Annotated in this window: 17 protein-coding genes; 7 read left to right on the top strand and 10 right to left on the bottom strand. The window is 66.3% G+C overall.

Features of this window, described 5'->3' with window-relative positions:
- Nucleotides 1–47 precede the first annotated feature (47 nt).
- The gene (locus tag K7G82_RS20360; protein ID WP_222991751.1) at nt 48–674 is read right to left on the bottom strand and encodes an HAD family hydrolase; all 627 of its coding nucleotides are present in this window, start codon (nt 672–674) and stop codon (nt 48–50) included.
- The gene (locus tag K7G82_RS20355) at nt 671–934 is read right to left on the bottom strand and encodes a DUF3572 family protein (RefSeq protein ID WP_222991750.1); all 264 of its coding nucleotides are present in this window, start codon (nt 932–934) and stop codon (nt 671–673) included. Before K7G82_RS20355 ends, K7G82_RS20360 begins: the two co-directional genes overlap by 4 nt.
- A 38-nt stretch (nt 935–972) precedes the next feature.
- Between K7G82_RS20355 and K7G82_RS20350 the strand changes: the two genes are divergently transcribed.
- The gene (locus K7G82_RS20350; RefSeq protein ID WP_222991749.1) at nt 973–1,335 is read left to right on the top strand and encodes a response regulator; all 363 of its coding nucleotides are present in this window, start codon (nt 973–975) and stop codon (nt 1,333–1,335) included.
- Between the two features lie 122 nt (nt 1,336–1,457).
- Here the strand turns inward: K7G82_RS20350 and rpmG are convergent, their stop codons facing one another.
- On the bottom strand, nt 1,458–1,625 hold the full coding sequence (rpmG, locus tag K7G82_RS20345) for a 50S ribosomal protein L33 (RefSeq protein ID WP_222991748.1): 168 nt from the start codon (nt 1,623–1,625) through the stop codon (nt 1,458–1,460).
- A gap of 457 nt (nt 1,626–2,082) precedes the next feature.
- On the opposite strand from rpmG, the gene K7G82_RS20340 reads away from it, so the two are divergent.
- The 4 genes from K7G82_RS20340 to pdeM all read left to right on the top strand — a co-directional run bounded on the left by K7G82_RS20340 (nt 2,083) and on the right by pdeM (nt 5,675).
- Complete coding sequence (locus tag K7G82_RS20340) at nt 2,083–3,279, top strand: dipeptidase (protein ID WP_222991747.1); 1,197 nt, start codon at nt 2,083–2,085, stop codon at nt 3,277–3,279.
- A gap of 115 nt (nt 3,280–3,394) precedes the next feature.
- Nucleotides 3,395–4,441 (top strand): retroviral-like aspartic protease family protein, encoded by a 1,047-nt coding sequence (locus K7G82_RS20335; protein ID WP_222991746.1) that lies wholly within the window; start codon nt 3,395–3,397, stop codon nt 4,439–4,441.
- 6 nt (nt 4,442–4,447) lie between these two features.
- Entirely contained in the window at nt 4,448–4,981 is a 534-nt protein-coding gene (locus tag K7G82_RS20330) for an MgtC/SapB family protein (RefSeq protein WP_222991745.1), read from the top strand.
- 31 nt (nt 4,982–5,012) lie between these two features.
- The gene (gene pdeM, locus K7G82_RS20325; RefSeq protein WP_222991744.1) at nt 5,013–5,675 is read left to right on the top strand and encodes a ligase-associated DNA damage response endonuclease PdeM; all 663 of its coding nucleotides are present in this window, start codon (nt 5,013–5,015) and stop codon (nt 5,673–5,675) included.
- 34 nt (nt 5,676–5,709) lie between these two features.
- Here the strand turns inward: pdeM and msrA are convergent, their stop codons facing one another.
- The 4 genes from msrA to pabB all read right to left on the bottom strand — a co-directional run bounded on the left by msrA (nt 5,710) and on the right by pabB (nt 9,857).
- Entirely contained in the window at nt 5,710–6,387 is a 678-nt protein-coding gene (msrA, locus tag K7G82_RS20320) for a peptide-methionine (S)-S-oxide reductase MsrA (protein WP_246623720.1), read from the bottom strand.
- A gap of 57 nt (nt 6,388–6,444) precedes the next feature.
- On the bottom strand, nt 6,445–6,579 hold the full coding sequence (locus tag K7G82_RS30060; protein WP_281423038.1) for a hypothetical protein: 135 nt from the start codon (nt 6,577–6,579) through the stop codon (nt 6,445–6,447).
- 212 nt (nt 6,580–6,791) lie between these two features.
- Nucleotides 6,792–7,994 (bottom strand): pyridoxal phosphate-dependent aminotransferase, encoded by a 1,203-nt coding sequence (locus K7G82_RS20315; protein ID WP_222991743.1) that lies wholly within the window; start codon nt 7,992–7,994, stop codon nt 6,792–6,794.
- 102 nt (nt 7,995–8,096) lie between these two features.
- A complete protein-coding gene (pabB, locus tag K7G82_RS20310; RefSeq protein ID WP_222991886.1) occupies nt 8,097–9,857 on the bottom strand; it encodes an aminodeoxychorismate synthase component I in 1,761 nt (586 codons plus the stop codon).
- Between the two features lie 104 nt (nt 9,858–9,961).
- On the opposite strand from pabB, the gene K7G82_RS20305 reads away from it, so the two are divergent.
- Together K7G82_RS20305 and K7G82_RS20300 are read left to right on the top strand one after the other, a co-directional pair.
- Nucleotides 9,962–10,285: a YnfA family protein gene (locus tag K7G82_RS20305; protein WP_222991742.1), complete on the top strand. Its 324-nt coding sequence runs from the start codon at nt 9,962–9,964 to the stop codon at nt 10,283–10,285.
- A 9-nt stretch (nt 10,286–10,294) separates the two neighbouring features.
- Complete coding sequence (locus tag K7G82_RS20300; protein WP_222991741.1) at nt 10,295–11,677, top strand: L-serine ammonia-lyase; 1,383 nt, start codon at nt 10,295–10,297, stop codon at nt 11,675–11,677.
- A 179-nt stretch (nt 11,678–11,856) separates the two neighbouring features.
- Here the strand turns inward: K7G82_RS20300 and K7G82_RS20295 are convergent, their stop codons facing one another.
- From K7G82_RS20295 to K7G82_RS20285, 3 genes are read right to left on the bottom strand one after another with little or no spacing between them, the layout of a single operon-like run.
- The gene (locus K7G82_RS20295) at nt 11,857–12,036 is read right to left on the bottom strand and encodes a Trm112 family protein (protein WP_222991740.1); all 180 of its coding nucleotides are present in this window, start codon (nt 12,034–12,036) and stop codon (nt 11,857–11,859) included.
- A complete protein-coding gene (locus tag K7G82_RS20290; RefSeq protein ID WP_222991739.1) occupies nt 12,033–12,689 on the bottom strand; it encodes an LON peptidase substrate-binding domain-containing protein in 657 nt (218 codons plus the stop codon). The genes K7G82_RS20295 and K7G82_RS20290 overlap by 4 nt, the downstream gene beginning before the upstream one ends.
- Nucleotides 12,689–13,600, bottom strand: a complete 912-nt coding sequence (locus K7G82_RS20285) for a tetratricopeptide repeat protein (RefSeq protein ID WP_343228618.1) — start codon at nt 13,598–13,600, stop codon at nt 12,689–12,691. Before K7G82_RS20285 ends, K7G82_RS20290 begins: the two co-directional genes overlap by 1 nt.
- Nucleotides 13,601–13,617: the final 17 nt, after the last annotated feature.

Genomic DNA, 13,617 nt, shown 5'->3' with positions numbered 1-13,617 from the left:
ATCTGGGCTCCGTCTTTGGGAAGGGGTGGTCGGAAAGGTGAAGGGCTTCAGCGCACAAGAGGGGCGGGGGCGAGCTTTTCCGCTATCCAGTGCCGCGCCTCGCTCCAGTCGTCGATACGGACATGTGCGGCGGGGGCCGGCGGCACGGCCGGCGCCAGGCTGGGTTCGGCGATCATGTGCAGCCGCCAGACCTCGGGCGCCTCGTCGGCCACCGACTGGTGATGATGCGCGAGATCGTCGACGAAAACCGCCGCGCTCGGTGCATATTCCTCGAGCAGCGCACGCACTGGCGTGCCCTTGCCGCCCTGGTTGGTGACGACGCGGAAATCGATGCCGAACCCACGCAATTGCGCGACGCGATGCGGCTGACGATGGTCCTCCAGATTGGTGAGCACGACGACATCGGCATAGCGGGATATGTCGGCCAGTGCCTCGCGTGCATGGGGCACCAGCGTCTGGCGGTGCATCTCGGTATCGAAAAAGCCGCCGAGCAGCGGCCACATCTCCGCGCGCGACAGATATTCGCCATCGGTCCGCCGGCGCATCGCGCGCGAGAAATCGGCGCCGTCGGGCGTGAAATCGATCGCGTGGGTTTCGCCCAGCCACGCGCCGAAATGGCTGACCATATGGAGCAGCACTTCGTCGCAATCGGTGATCAGCAGTGGCCGGCTCATGCGTCGAGCATCCTGCGCGTCTCGACCAGGATCAAGGGCTTCACCTCGAGCGCGGCGGCGCACGCGATCAGATCGGGTTCATGCGCTTCGAGAAAGGCGAGCACCGCCGAAAGCAACGCGCGATCGCCCGCGCGGGCGCGCAGATCGTCGGCGGTCAGCCCGGTCACGCTCAGCAGTCGATCGGCACGCGCCGGTTCGCTCAGCGTCCAGACCAGCGCCGAGAGCGCCAGCGGCTCTGCATTTGTCTCGGGGCCTGCCATCGCCTAGAGCGTCTCCATTGCATCGAAGAGGCTGGGACGTGGCAAAAAGGGTGCTCGTTGTCGAGGACAACGAACTCAATCTCAAACTTTTCTGCGATCTGCTGCGTGCCCATGATCACGAAGCGGAGCCCGTTCGCGACGGCCGCGAGGCGGTGGACCGCGCGCGCGCCTTTTCGCCCGACCTGATCATCATGGATATCCAGCTGCCCTATGTCAGCGGGCTCGACCTGATCCGCACGATCAAGGCGGATGATGCGCTGAAGCGGATTCCGGTGATGGCGGTGACCGCCTATGCCGCGCATGGCGACGAGGAGCGCATCCGCGAAGCGGGCGCGGAGGCTTATGTCTCCAAGCCGATCTCGGTGATGAAGTTCATCGGCGAGGTCAGCGGGCTGCTATAGGACCGCAGCGGCGTCGATCCGACATTTTCCAGGAGTTCCGGACATGACAAAGGGCGAGCGCATGCGCGGCCCGCCCCGTCTGCCCGGTCGTCACCCTTCCTTGCGCGGAAGGGTGCGAGGGATCACTTGATCTTGGCTTCCTTGAACTCGACGTGCTTGCGCGCGACGGGATCATATTTGCGGAAGGACAGCTTCTCGGTCTGGGTGCGCGGATTCTTCTTGGTGACGTAGAAGAAGCCGGTGCCTTCCGAGCTGACGAGCTTGATCTTGACGGTGGTTGGCTTGGCCATGACCCGAAACCCTTATGCGAATCTGAATTCAGCGAATCTGAAAAAGAAAAGCGGCGAAAACCGCCGCTCGTTCAAGGGCGGCCCAATGCGCGATGGGGGGCGGATTGTCAACCGCCTTATGCCGGGATGCGCTGAGCATTGCTCATCGCATCCCGGTCCAGCCCGCGCGGTGCCTGAGCGTTCCAGGGTGCGGATGCGTCAGCATCCCTGCACCCTGCTATTGGAGCGGCTCCGGGGCAGCCGGACTCGGCTGCCGGCTCGGGAACCACGACATATCAGGGAATCCGGAGTCGCTTCGGTTCGATCCGAGCCGGAACGACTCGAGCATCGCGAGAGGGCGGCATTTATCGGCGCCGGCGGCGGATTTGCCGAATCGCACCGATTCGATGCGGTCTGGCGGCGGCTCTCCTCACGCGATAAGCAACCGTCACAGAGAGATAAAGGAGAGCCTCCCCATATGCGTGCCCATCTACCTGCCCTGTCACTCGTCCTGATGCTCGCGGCCTGCGGGCCGGCGACCAAGACCGCGGAACCCGTCGATGCCGCCGCGCTCCATGAAAAGCTGCTCGTGCTCGATACGCATCTCGACACGCCCGCCAATTTCGGCCGGCCGGGTTGGGATATCGCGCAACGGCACACCATGGGCGACGATATGACCCAGGTCGATCTGCCGCGCATGAAGCAGGGCGGCCTCGATGGCGGCTTCTGGGTGATCTACACCGCGCAGGGGCCGCTGACCGCCAAGGGATTCGCCGACGCGAAGGCCTTCGCGCTCAAGCGCTCGGATGAGATCGCGGCGATCGTCGCGAAGAATCCCGACACGATGGCGCTCGCGACCACGGCCGACGACGCGCAGAAGATCGCCGCCTCGGGCAAGGTGATCGTCTATCAGAGCATCGAGAACAGCTATCCGTTGGGTGAGGACCTGTCGCTGCTCGGCGAATTCTACCGGCGCGGCGTGCGCATGGTGGGCCCCGTCCACAGCGCCGACAACCAGTTCGCGGACAGCACCACGGGCAAGGCGCGCTGGGGCGGGTTGAGTCCGCTCGGCAAGCAATGGGTGGCGGAAATGAACCGGCTCGGCATGGTGATCGACGGCAGCCATTCGTCGGATGCCACGCTCGATCAGATGCTGGCGCTGTCCAAGACGCCGATCATCCTGTCGCATTCGGGGCCGAAGGCGGCGAACGATCATCCCCGCAATCTCGACGACGGCCGGATCAAGGCGGTTGCGGCCAAGGGCGGCGTGATCCAGATCAACAGCATCTTCCTGGCACCGCTCAACAGCAGCCCCGAACGCGATGCGCTCGAGGCGCGCAAGGAAAAGATCGGCACGATGACGCCGGAGGAGCAGCGCAAGCTCGCGGCGGATTTTGCCGCGCTGGACGCCAAGGCGCCCTATCAGGACGCCAGCTTCGAGAATTTCATGGCATCGATGCTGCACGTGCTGAAGCTGGTCGGTGCCGATCATGTCGGCATGGGCGCCGATTGGGACGGCGGCGGCGGCGTCAAGGGCATGGAGGATGTCTCGCTGCTGCCCAAGATCACTGCGCGGCTGCTCAAGGAAGGCTATTCGGAAACCGATATCGCCAAGATCATGGGCGGCAACACGCTGCGGGTGCTGCGCGCGGCAGAGGCTGCCAAAGGCAAATAGGCGGGGTTTTCGCGGGTGTCGCGCCGACGGCGCGGCGCCCGCCGACTCCGTTGTGCTTGCCGGATATCGAGAAAGGGCATAGCCTTCTTCCGGACGCTTGGGAGAGGGTGTCGCCATGACGAGAAATCTGTTGTTCGCGCTTCCGGCCGCGGCGCTCGCCGTGGCCGTGCAAGCCCCTGCGCAAGAGGCGCCGAAGCCCGCCGCGACCGTGGCTGTCGCGACGCCGCATGCGGAAGTCGTCGATATCGGAATCGACAAGACCATGCGCATGACGGTGCCGGTCAGCATCGGCGGCGTCGGGCCGTTCGCCTTTCTGGTCGATACCGGCGCGGAGCGCACCGTGATCTCGCGCGAGCTTGCCGATCGGCTGGCGCTCAGCGATGCGGGATCGGCGCTGGTCCATTCGATGACGGGCAGCGAGCGGGTGACCACGGTGCTGATCCCGTCGCTCAAGGTCAGCGCGAATCCGACCACGGACATTCGTGCCCCCGCATTCGCCCAGCAGCATATCGGCGCATCGGGCCTGATCGGCATCGACAGCCTGCGCGATCAGCGCGTCACGCTCGATTTCAAGGCAGGCACGATGACGATCACGCCCGCGCGGAAGGTGAGCGATCGCCACGATCCGGACGAGATCATCGTCACCGCGCGGCGGCGCGCCGGCCAGCTTATCCTGACCGGGGCGACGCTCAACGGCTCGCGCGTCGATGTCATCATCGACACGGGCGCGCAGGTGTCGGTGGGCAATGGCGCGTTGCGGCGGCGGCTGCTCGAACGCAATCCGCGCCATCCGCCCAAGTCGATCGAGTTGATCAGCGTCACCGGTGGGCGCGCCGAAGCCAGCTATACCAGCGTGCGAGAGATCAAGCTGGGCGGAGCGACGATCAACAACATGCCGATCGCCTTCGCCGACGCGCCGATCTTCCGTACGCTCGATCTGACGCGACGTCCCGCGATCCTGCTCGGCATGGATGCATTGCGCATGTTCGATCGCGTCTCGGTGGATTTCGCCAATCGCAAGGTTCGGCTGCTGCTGCCCGACGGCGCGGAACGCAATACCGGCACGCGCATGGCGGCCCGAGTGATTTCGAGGCAGGCGGACTCACCGGCCGGCTCGGAAATCACCCGAAATTCGGAACCTGGGCATATGCCTGCGATTTGATAACGAATGCTGGTTGCCGATAGCTGGAGCGAGATCGCGCTGCGCCTGGGGATCGCGACGGCGATCGGGCTGCTGCTCGGGCTCGATCGGGAATTACGTGGGCATGACGCCGGACTCAGGACCAATGCATTGGTCGCGCTCAGCTCGGCGATGGTCACGCTGTCCTCGCTGCTGCTGTTCGATACGCTCAAGCATCTGAATTCGCAGCCCGATCCGCTGCGTGTGATCCAGGGTGTCGCGCAGGCGATCGGCTTCATCGCGGCCGGGCTGATCTTCGTGAAGCGGGGCGATGTCCACAATGTCACCACCGCCGCCAATCTCTGGGTCTCCGCCTCCGCCGGGATCGTCGCGGGGCTCGGCCAGTACAAGTTGCTCGCCGTCGGCACCGTGCTCGCGCTGCTGCTGCTGCTGTCCGAATTCCTCTTCAAGCGGCTGATTCCGCATTATCACCAGCCGCCGCCCGACGATGGCGATGCGGCTTCGCAACCCCAGGGCGCGATTCATCGCAACACCGCCAAATATGATGATCCTCCGCCTTGAACGCGGCGACGAAGGCGGGTTAAGAGGGGGCATGGTTCCCTTTTCGTTCGCAGGGCATGATCTGATCGCGCTGCCGCAGGGGGCGCTGTTCTGGCCGGCGCGGCGCGCATTGCTGGTCGCCGATCTGCATTTTGAAAAGGCGAGCTGGTTCGCGCGTTTCGGCCAGATGCTGCCGCCATATGATTCGATCGCGACGCTGGCCGATCTTGCGGCGCTACGCGCGGCGACCGGGGCGGTGGAGATCTGGTGCCTTGGCGACAGTTTCCATGATAGCGAGGGTGCGGCGCGACTGCCCGAGCGGGCACGCGACATGCTGCGCACACTCACCGCCGCGACGCGTTTCGTGTGGATCACCGGCAATCACGACGGGGCGCTGGCGGATTGGCTCGGCGGAGAGATTCTCGCGGAGGCGGTGGTGGACGGGCTGGTGCTGCGTCATGAGGCGGATCCGCTCGAGATACGGCCCGAATTGTCCGGGCATTTCCATCCCAAGTTCCGCGTCACCGTGCGCGGGCGGCATGTTTCGCGCCGCTGCTTCGTCGCGACCGGTGCCAAGCTGATCCTGCCCGCCTTCGGCGCGCTGACGGGCGGGCTCGATGCCGGCCACCCGGAGATCATCCGCGCGGTCGGCCGTGGCGCTCAGGCGCTGGTGCCGCTGAGCGATCGCCTGCTGCGGTTCCCGCTGGCGGCTTGAATTTCCAACCTGTCGTCCCCGCGTTCGCGGGGTATTATCGCGCCAATGCCGGAAAACCGGCCTTGAATGCCGCCACCTTCGGCTTGTCCCAGCGCAGGATATAGGGATGGTTCGGGTTGCGGCGGAAGAAGTCCTGGTGGAAGGGCTCCGCCGGATAGAAGCGGCCCGTCTCGATACGGGTGACGATGGGCTTGGGAAAAGCGCGGACGCGCCCGAGCTGTGCGATATAGGCCTGCGCGATCTTCGCCTGTTCCGTATTTTGCGGAAAGATCGCGGAGCGATAGCTGGGGCCGGTGTCCGGCCCCTGCCGATTGAGCTGGGTGGGATCGTGCGCGACCGCGAAGAAGACGCGCAGGAGCGTGCCGTAGCTCACCAGCGCCGGATCAAAATCGATGCGGATCGCCTCTGCATGGCCGGTGCGCTCGCTGGAGACCTGGCCATAGGTCGCGGTGTCGGCGGTGCCGCCCGCATAGCCGGAGGTGACCGAGCGGACGCCCTTCATCTGTTCGAACACCGCCTCCATGCCCCAGAAGCAACCGCCCGCCAGCACCGCGGTCTGCGTGCCCTTGCCGGCGGCGGCGTCGATCGCCGCGCGGGGCAGGTTTCGCGCCTGCTCGGCATTGGCGGGGGTGGCGGACAGCATCGGCCAGGCCAGGGCCGCGAGCGCGGCGGCGGCGATGGTGAACGGAATGACGGCGAATTTCGAAGTCATGGCGGGCATCCTTCGCCCACCCCTTAGCAGTTTCCCGATGAATGCGGGATGGCTCGATCAGGCGAGGCCGGCGGCGACCTTCAACGCTTCGATGGCAAGGATGGCGCCTTCGGGCGGCTGCACGGCCAGGATGGCGATCGCCCCCACCAGAAAACCGCCAGCGAAGCGGCGAGCCAGATCGGATTTCAGCACCGATATCATTGTCTCGTTTCCTCTTTCGTCCGACGCTGGGCCGAATCAATATCGTTTCCGATCAACCCGCGATGCCACCGCGCGCCTGACGCCGCAGTGAACGGGATCACAGGGTTTCGTTCATCTTCGAAAGCGCCCGCGCGGATGCGGCGGTGCCGGTCATCCGCTCGGGCGTCTCTTCGCCATGACGGCGCCGGGGCGCCGTTTCCGCATCAGCGCAGCGCGGCGCATGCCTCCTGGATGCGGGTGCACGCCTCGGTCAGGATCGCTTCCGACGTCGCGTAGCTGACGCGGAACGCGGGCTCGAGGCCGAATGCCGCGCCATGGACGGCGGCGACGCGCGCATCGTCGAGGAAATACTCGATCAGCGCGGCATCATTCTCGATCGTCTTGCCGCCCGGCGTGGTCTTGCCGATCAGGCCCGACACGTCGGGATAGACGTAGAAGGCGCCTTCGGGGCGCGGGCAATGGATGCCGTTGACCTGGTTGAGCATCGAGACGACGAGGTCGCGACGGCCCTGGAACGCCTTGTTGCGTTCCTCCAGGAAGCTCTGGTCGCCGGTAAGGGCGGCGGTGGCGGCGGCCTGCGCGATCGAACAGGGGTTCGACGTCGATTGCGACTGAAGCTTGCCCATCGCCTTGATCAGCCATTCGGGGCCGCCGGCGAAGCCGATGCGCCAGCCGGTCATCGAATAGGCCTTGGAACAGCCATTCACCGTCAATGTGCGATCGTAGAGATCGGGCGCGATCTGCGCGATCGTGGTGAAGGCGAAATCGTCATAGACGATATGCTCGTACATATCGTCGGCCATCACCAGCACCTGGGGGTGGCGGCGCAGCACCTCCGCGATCGCTTCCAGCTCGGTCCGCGAATAGGCGGCGCCCGTCGGGTTCGACGGCGAATTGAGGATCAGCCACTTGGTCGCGGGCGTGATCGCCGCTTCGAGCTGCGCCGGAGTGATCTTGTAATTCTGCGATGCGCCCGCTTCGATCACCACGGGCGTGCCGCCCGCGAAGTTCACGATATCGGGGTAGCTGACCCAATAGGGCGCGGGGATGATCACTTCGTCGCCCGCTTCCACGCTTGCCACCAGCGCGTTGAACAGCGTGTGCTTGCCGCCCACGTTCACGCTGATCTGGCCGGGGGTGTACACCAGTCCGTTGTCGCGCTTGAACTTCGTGGCGATCGCGTCCTTGAGCTCCGCGGTGCCGTCGACATTGGTATATTTGGTCTTGCCCGCGCGGATCGCCTCGATCGCGGCTTCCTTCACGAAATCCGGCGTGTCGAAATCGGGCTCGCCGGCGCCCAGGCCGATCACGTCGATGCCCTGGCGCTTCAGGTCGAGCACGCGGCTGGTCATCGCCAGCGTTGCGGAAGGCTGGATGCGCCCGAGCGCGGCGGAGGTGCGGGACATGGAATACGCTCCTGTTGCGGTGCGGCATGCCCCATAGGCCGGGCGATTCGTTACGGCAATGGCGGTTCGTCCAAGAATTCCGGCCGGTGGATATTTTTTCGGTCAGCGAACCAGAACCGCCGGAATCAGCCCGCGCACGGCATTGCCGACGAAGAATCCGTCGGCGAGATCGGCCGCCGTCAGATCGGCTTCGACGGCGCGACCCTCGTCCAGAAGCCGTCCCCGCAGGATGCCCGGCAACAGTCCGCGCGCGAGCGGCGGGGTCAGCAGCGCGCCGTTCCGTTCGACGAAGATGTTGGTGAAGCTGCCTTCGGTCAGCCGGCCTTCGCCGTCTTCGAAGATCACCTCGAAGCTGCCGGCGCTGCCCAGCGCCTCGCGATAGAAGCCGCGATCGGTCGTCTTGTGGCGCAGCCGGAAATCGGCGGGATCGACGGGAAGCGGTTGGAGCGCGACCGTGACGGGCGCTTGTGCTGGCGGTGGAGCGGGGCGGATCTCGATCGCGACGGCGCCGCTCTTCGCCAGCAACAGGCGGACGCGCGATGCGGCGCGCAGCCGGAATGTCGCGGCCTGCAGCTCGTTGCGGACTTCGTGGCGGTCGAAGGCGAAGCCCAGCGCGTCGGCACTCGCCTTCATCCGTTCGAGATGGCGTTCCAGCAGCAGCAACCCGTCCGACGGGTCGAAGGCCATGGTTTCGATCAGGTCGAACGCGCGCGCGCCTGTGGTCACGAAGCGGCCCTTGGCGAGGCATTCCGCCCATTCGCCCGCCGCGCTCGAATCCGCGACCACCGCGCTTCCCAGTCCGATTTCAGCGTCAACGGCCCCCCGCTTCATTGTCAGTGTCCTGATGACGACATTGAACGCCGCATCGCCCGCCGGATCAAGCCATCCGATCGATCCCGTATAGGCACCTCGCGCCGAAGTCTCGACCTCGGCGATGATTTCCATCGCGCGGATCTTGGGCGCGCCGGTGATCGATCCGCAGGGAAACAGCGCTTCCAGCACGTCCACCGGGGCGCGGCCAGGCGACAGCCGCGCGGTGACCGTCGATGTCATTGTGTGGATCGTCGGATAGGTTTCGACGGTGAACAGGTTCGGCACAGCGACGCTGCCGGCCTCCGCCACGCGCGACAGGTCGTTGCGCAGCAGATCGACGATCATCAGATTCTCGGCCCGCTCCTTGGGATCGGCGCCGAGCGCCGCCGCTGCCGCGCGATCCGCGACGGCATCCGCGTGGCGGCGCGCCGTGCCCTTCATCGGCCGCGCGGTCAGCATGCCCTTGTCGAGCGTGAAGAACAATTCGGGCGAGGCGGACAACAGCCAATGCTCGCCGGTGAACAACGCGCCACCCCAGCCCGCCTCCGACGCGGCGCGCAGCCGCGCATAAAGCGCGAGCGGATGGCCCGCGACCGGAACGCGCGCGCGGAAGCTGAGATTGGCCTGATAGATGTCGCCCGCCGCGATATAATCGCGGACGCGGGCGAAGCGCGTCGCATAGTCGGGGGCGGACAATTCGGGCTCGGGCGTGCCCGCCCAGGCGCCGGCGGGATCGGGCAGCAATGCCGCGACCTCATCCGCCGGGATCGCGGTGAAGCCCCGGAACAGGCCGAACCAGAGCAGCGGCAGCGATGGATCGTGCCGCATGGGCAATCCGGGCTCGAAAGCGGGGCTCGCTTCATAGGCGATATAGCCGGCGGCATGCAGGCCGTCCGTCCGGGCCCGGGCCAGGCGTTCCATCGCGGCTGGAATATCGGCGATCGCCGATGCCGCGACGATGCCGACGGGATCGCGATACAGCCGCGCCATGCCCGCGCCGGTGGCGCGCGCGTCGTCGAGCAGGACGAAAGGCTGGGTATCGGCGATCATCGGGTGCAGCGATTGCCTCACCCGATGGGCCTGCGTAAAGCGAAAGCCATAAAATCGCGGAGAGCCGGGATGATCACGCATATGGCAGGCGCCGGTATCGGCCGTTGACGCCCCTCATCTATCTTGGCGCCGCGCTGGCGGAGATCTTCGGATGCTTCGCCTTCTGGGCATGGCTGCGGCTGGGCAAGTCGGCACTTTGGGTCGCACCGGGCATGGTGTCGCTCGCCTTGTTCGCCTGGGCATTGACGATGGTGGAAAGCGCGCTGGCGGGACGGGCCTTCGCGGCCTATGGCGGCGTCTACATCGTCGCGTCGCTCGGCTGGCTCTGGGCGGTCGAAGGTGCACGGCCTGATCGATGGGACATCATGGGCGGTGCGGTCTGTCTGCTGGGCGCCGCGCTGATCCTGTTCGGGCCGAGAGGACATTGAGGGGCTGAAATGGTTGCGAGCGTATTCGACCTGTTCAAGATCGGGGTGGGGCCGTCGAGTTCGCACACCATGGGGCCGATGACGGCCGGCGCCGATTTCGCGCGGCGCCTGTCGGACCTTGGCGTCATCGATCGCGTCGTCCGTGTCGATGCGGCGCTTTATGGGTCGCTGGCGCTGACCGGCAAGGGCCACGCCACCGATCGCGCGGTGTTGCTGGGGCTGGCCGGCCATGTGCCTGCCGCGATCGATCCCGATGCGGCCGACGCAGCGATCGCGGCGATCCGCGCGGAGAGCCGGCTGAAGCTGGGCGGCGTCCACGATATCGCGTTCGACGAAGCCAGGGATCTGCGCTTCCTCCAGCGCGAGCGGCTCGATTTCCATTCCAACGCCATGACCTTCACCGCATTCGACGGCGCCGGGGCCGAGCTTGCGCGCCGCACCTATTATTCGGTCGGTGGCGGCGCGGTGCTCGATGAAGACCAGATCGGCCGCAATGCCGCGCCCGAAGGCGGATGGGACGTGCCGCATATCTTCCATTCGGGCGCCGAACTGCTCGCGCTCGCCGAGGAGAAGGGCCTGACCATCGCCGGGCTGATGCGCGCCAACGAGGAAGCGACGCTGGCGCCGGACGAGGTTTCCGCGCGGCTCGGCGCGATCGCCGACGCGATGTCGGCCTGTATCGATCGCGGCATCCGCTCCGCGAGCTGCGAGCTGCCTGGCGGTCTGCGCGTCAAGCGCCGCGCACCCGGCGTCTATCGCACGCTCATCGAGCGCCAGGAACGCGCGCTCGCCGATCCGCTGACCGTGATCGACTGGATCAACCTGTGGGCGCTGGCGGTGAACGAGGAGAATGCGGCCGGCGGCAAGGTGGTGACCGCGCCGACCAACGGCGCTGCGGGCATCGTGCCGGCGGTGCTGCGCTATTATGAGCGTTTCACGCCCAAGGCGACGCGCGAGGGCGTCGAGGATTTCCTGCTGACCGCCGCCGCGATCGGTTCGCTCTTCCGCGAGAATGCCTCGATCTCGGGCGCCGAAGTCGGTTGCCAGGGCGAAGTCGGTGTCGCCTGTTCGATGGCGGCCGCCGGCCTCGCCGCCGCGCTCGGCGCGACGCCCGCGCAGATCGAGAATGCCGCGGAGATCGGCATGGAGCATAATCTGGGTCTCACCTGCGATCCGGTGGGCGGGCTGGTCCAGGTGCCGTGCATCGAGCGCAATGCGGTGGGATCGATCAAGGCGGTGGAGGCGACGCGGCTGGCGATGCTGGGCGACGGCACGCACCGGGTGAGCCTGGACCAGGTGATCGAGACGATGCGCAAGACCGGGCTCGACATGTCCGAGCGCTACAAGGAAACGTCGCTCGGCGGCCTCGCTGTCAATGTGGTGGAGTGCTGAGGGATAGCTGCGACATGGCGGATGCCGTCACTTTCTGCGGCTGACGACTATCCGTTTGCTTCGAGCGCAGGTTCGAGCTTGTCGAGAACCGAAGTCGAGAAGGGCGCCGGAAGACTTCTCGACGGCCGCGTCTCGACAGGCTCGACGCTGCTCGAAGCGAACGGAATAGGGATTGATGTCTAATCGCTTCGGTCGAGCGTACGCGCCTCTTCGACCAGCAGCACCGGTACCCCGTCGCGTACCGGATAGGCCAGTCCCGCGGCTTCGGACACCAGTTCCTGCCGCGCTTCATCGTAACGCAGCGGCTGGCGGGTGAGCGGGCAGACCAGGATCGCGAGCAGGTCGGGATCGATGCTCATTGCAGCGTCGCTCCGTCGCCGTCGTCATTGCCGTGGCGCGCGAAGAATTGCATCAATTGCACGATCAGGTCGGCGCGTTCGGCGATGTCGGAAGCTTCGAGCAACGCCTGTTTCGCCGCGACGTCGAACGGCGCGATCTGCGCGATGCCGTTGACCAGCGATTCGTCGTCGAGCCGCGCCACCGCTTCCCAGTCGACGGCATAGCCCTGGGCATCGGCGAAGCGGCGCGATTCGATCTCCAGCGCGGCGCGGCGGGCGATGTCGAGCACCGCGTCGTCCTCGTCGTCGGCAAAACCGTCGAAGCTGACTTCGAGCTGGCGGAACGGCGTGGTCACGTCCAGCTCGCGCAGCGTGCGGAAGCGCGCCAGCCCTTCGAGCACGATATTGTAGCGGCCATCGTCCAGCGCCTCGACATGCGCGATCCGGCCGACACAGCCCACACCGAACAGGGGCGGCGCTTCATTGGCCGTAGTTGCCGATTCGAGCGCGACCGGAATCGGCTGGATCATGCCGATACGGCGGTCGCGCGCCATCGCGTCGCTGACGAGCGCGCGATAGCGCGGCTCGAAGATATGCAGCGGCAACTGCATGCGCGGGAACAGCAACGCGCCGGGCAGCGGAAAGACCGACAGGCGGGATCCGCCGCCAGCCATCAGGTGAACAGGATCGCGGAGAGCCGCCGGCGAAGCTGCGACACCCAGGGATCCTCCAGCCCGACGACTTCCATCAGCTTCAGCAGCCGCTGGCGCGCCGCGCCATCGTTCCAGGTGCGATCGCGCGCGATGCTTTCGAGCAGCGCGTCCGCAGCACCCTCGCGGTCGCCCGCCGCCATCAGGCCGCCGGCCAGTTCGAAGCGCGCCTCATGATCGTCGGGGTCGGCCTCGACGCGTGCGCGCAGGGCGGCGAGATCGTCGACGGGTTGCGCTTCCTTGGCGAGCGCGAGCGCGCTCTCGGCGCGCTGGATCGCGGCATCCTTGCGCAGCGCTTCCGGCAGCGCGGCAAGCATCGCCTCGGCTTCCTCGGTGTGGCCGGCCGCGACCGCGGCGCGCAATTGCCCGGAAAGCGCGGCGGCTTCCTCCGGCGCCATTTCGACGATCTGCCCGAAGATTGCCAACGCGCGCTCCGCATCGCCCGCCGCCAGCACCTCCTCGCCCATGGCGAGCAGTGGCGCGATTTCCTGCTTCAGATCGGCTTCGGCGCTCTGCACCGGCAACTGCCGCAGGATCTGATCGAGCATCTGCTTGATCTGGCCTTCGGTGCGCGCGGGTGTCATGTCCGCGACGATCTGGCCCTGGAACACCGCATAGACGGTGGGGATGGACTGGATGCGGAACTGGGCGGCGACGGCCTTGTTGGCGTCGACATCGATCTTGACGAGCTTGACGCCCTTGTCGGCATAATCGGCCGCGACCTTTTCGATCACCGGGCCGAGCTGCTTGCACGGGCCGCACCATTCGGCCCAGAAATCGATGATCACCAGGCTCGTCATCGAGGGTTCGATCACGTCGCGCTTGAAGGCCTCGAAAGCCTCGCGTTCGTTAGCACCCATTCCGAGACTCGCCACCGATCTTCACTCCTGCT

Origin of the sequence: Sphingomonas colocasiae (genome assembly GCF_019880585.1) — a bacterium.
Taxonomy (GTDB): domain Bacteria; phylum Pseudomonadota; class Alphaproteobacteria; order Sphingomonadales; family Sphingomonadaceae; genus Sphingobium_A; species Sphingobium_A colocasiae.
Note: the sequence above shows the minus strand (reverse complement) of the source record. Positions and strands in the feature narration are given on the sequence as shown.

Excerpts from the sequence above, each read along its gene's own strand:
- pabB (WP_222991886.1), bottom strand. The coding sequence starts at position 9,857 with ATGATCGCCGATACCCAGCCTTTCGTCCTGCTCGACGACGCGCGCGCC.
- K7G82_RS20335 (WP_222991746.1), top strand. The coding sequence starts at position 3,395 with ATGACGAGAAATCTGTTGTTCGCGCTTCCGGCCGCGGCGCTCGCCGTG.
- rpmG (WP_222991748.1), bottom strand. The coding sequence starts at position 1,625 with ATGGCCAAGCCAACCACCGTCAAGATCAAGCTCGTCAGCTCGGAAGGC.
- K7G82_RS20315 (WP_222991743.1), bottom strand. The coding sequence starts at position 7,994 with ATGTCCCGCACCTCCGCCGCGCTCGGGCGCATCCAGCCTTCCGCAACG.
- K7G82_RS20295 (WP_222991740.1), bottom strand. The coding sequence starts at position 12,036 with ATGAGCATCGATCCCGACCTGCTCGCGATCCTGGTCTGCCCGCTCACC.
- K7G82_RS20340 (WP_222991747.1), top strand. The coding sequence starts at position 2,083 with ATGCGTGCCCATCTACCTGCCCTGTCACTCGTCCTGATGCTCGCGGCC.
- pdeM (WP_222991744.1), top strand. The coding sequence starts at position 5,013 with ATGGTTCCCTTTTCGTTCGCAGGGCATGATCTGATCGCGCTGCCGCAG.
- msrA (WP_246623720.1), bottom strand. The coding sequence starts at position 6,387 with ATGACTTCGAAATTCGCCGTCATTCCGTTCACCATCGCCGCCGCCGCG.
- K7G82_RS20300 (WP_222991741.1), top strand. The coding sequence starts at position 10,295 with ATGGTTGCGAGCGTATTCGACCTGTTCAAGATCGGGGTGGGGCCGTCG.
- K7G82_RS20330 (WP_222991745.1), top strand. The coding sequence starts at position 4,448 with ATGCTGGTTGCCGATAGCTGGAGCGAGATCGCGCTGCGCCTGGGGATC.
- K7G82_RS20355 (WP_222991750.1), bottom strand. The coding sequence starts at position 934 with ATGGCAGGCCCCGAGACAAATGCAGAGCCGCTGGCGCTCTCGGCGCTG.
- K7G82_RS20360 (WP_222991751.1), bottom strand. The coding sequence starts at position 674 with ATGAGCCGGCCACTGCTGATCACCGATTGCGACGAAGTGCTGCTCCAT.
- K7G82_RS20290 (WP_222991739.1), bottom strand. The coding sequence starts at position 12,689 with ATGGCTGGCGGCGGATCCCGCCTGTCGGTCTTTCCGCTGCCCGGCGCG.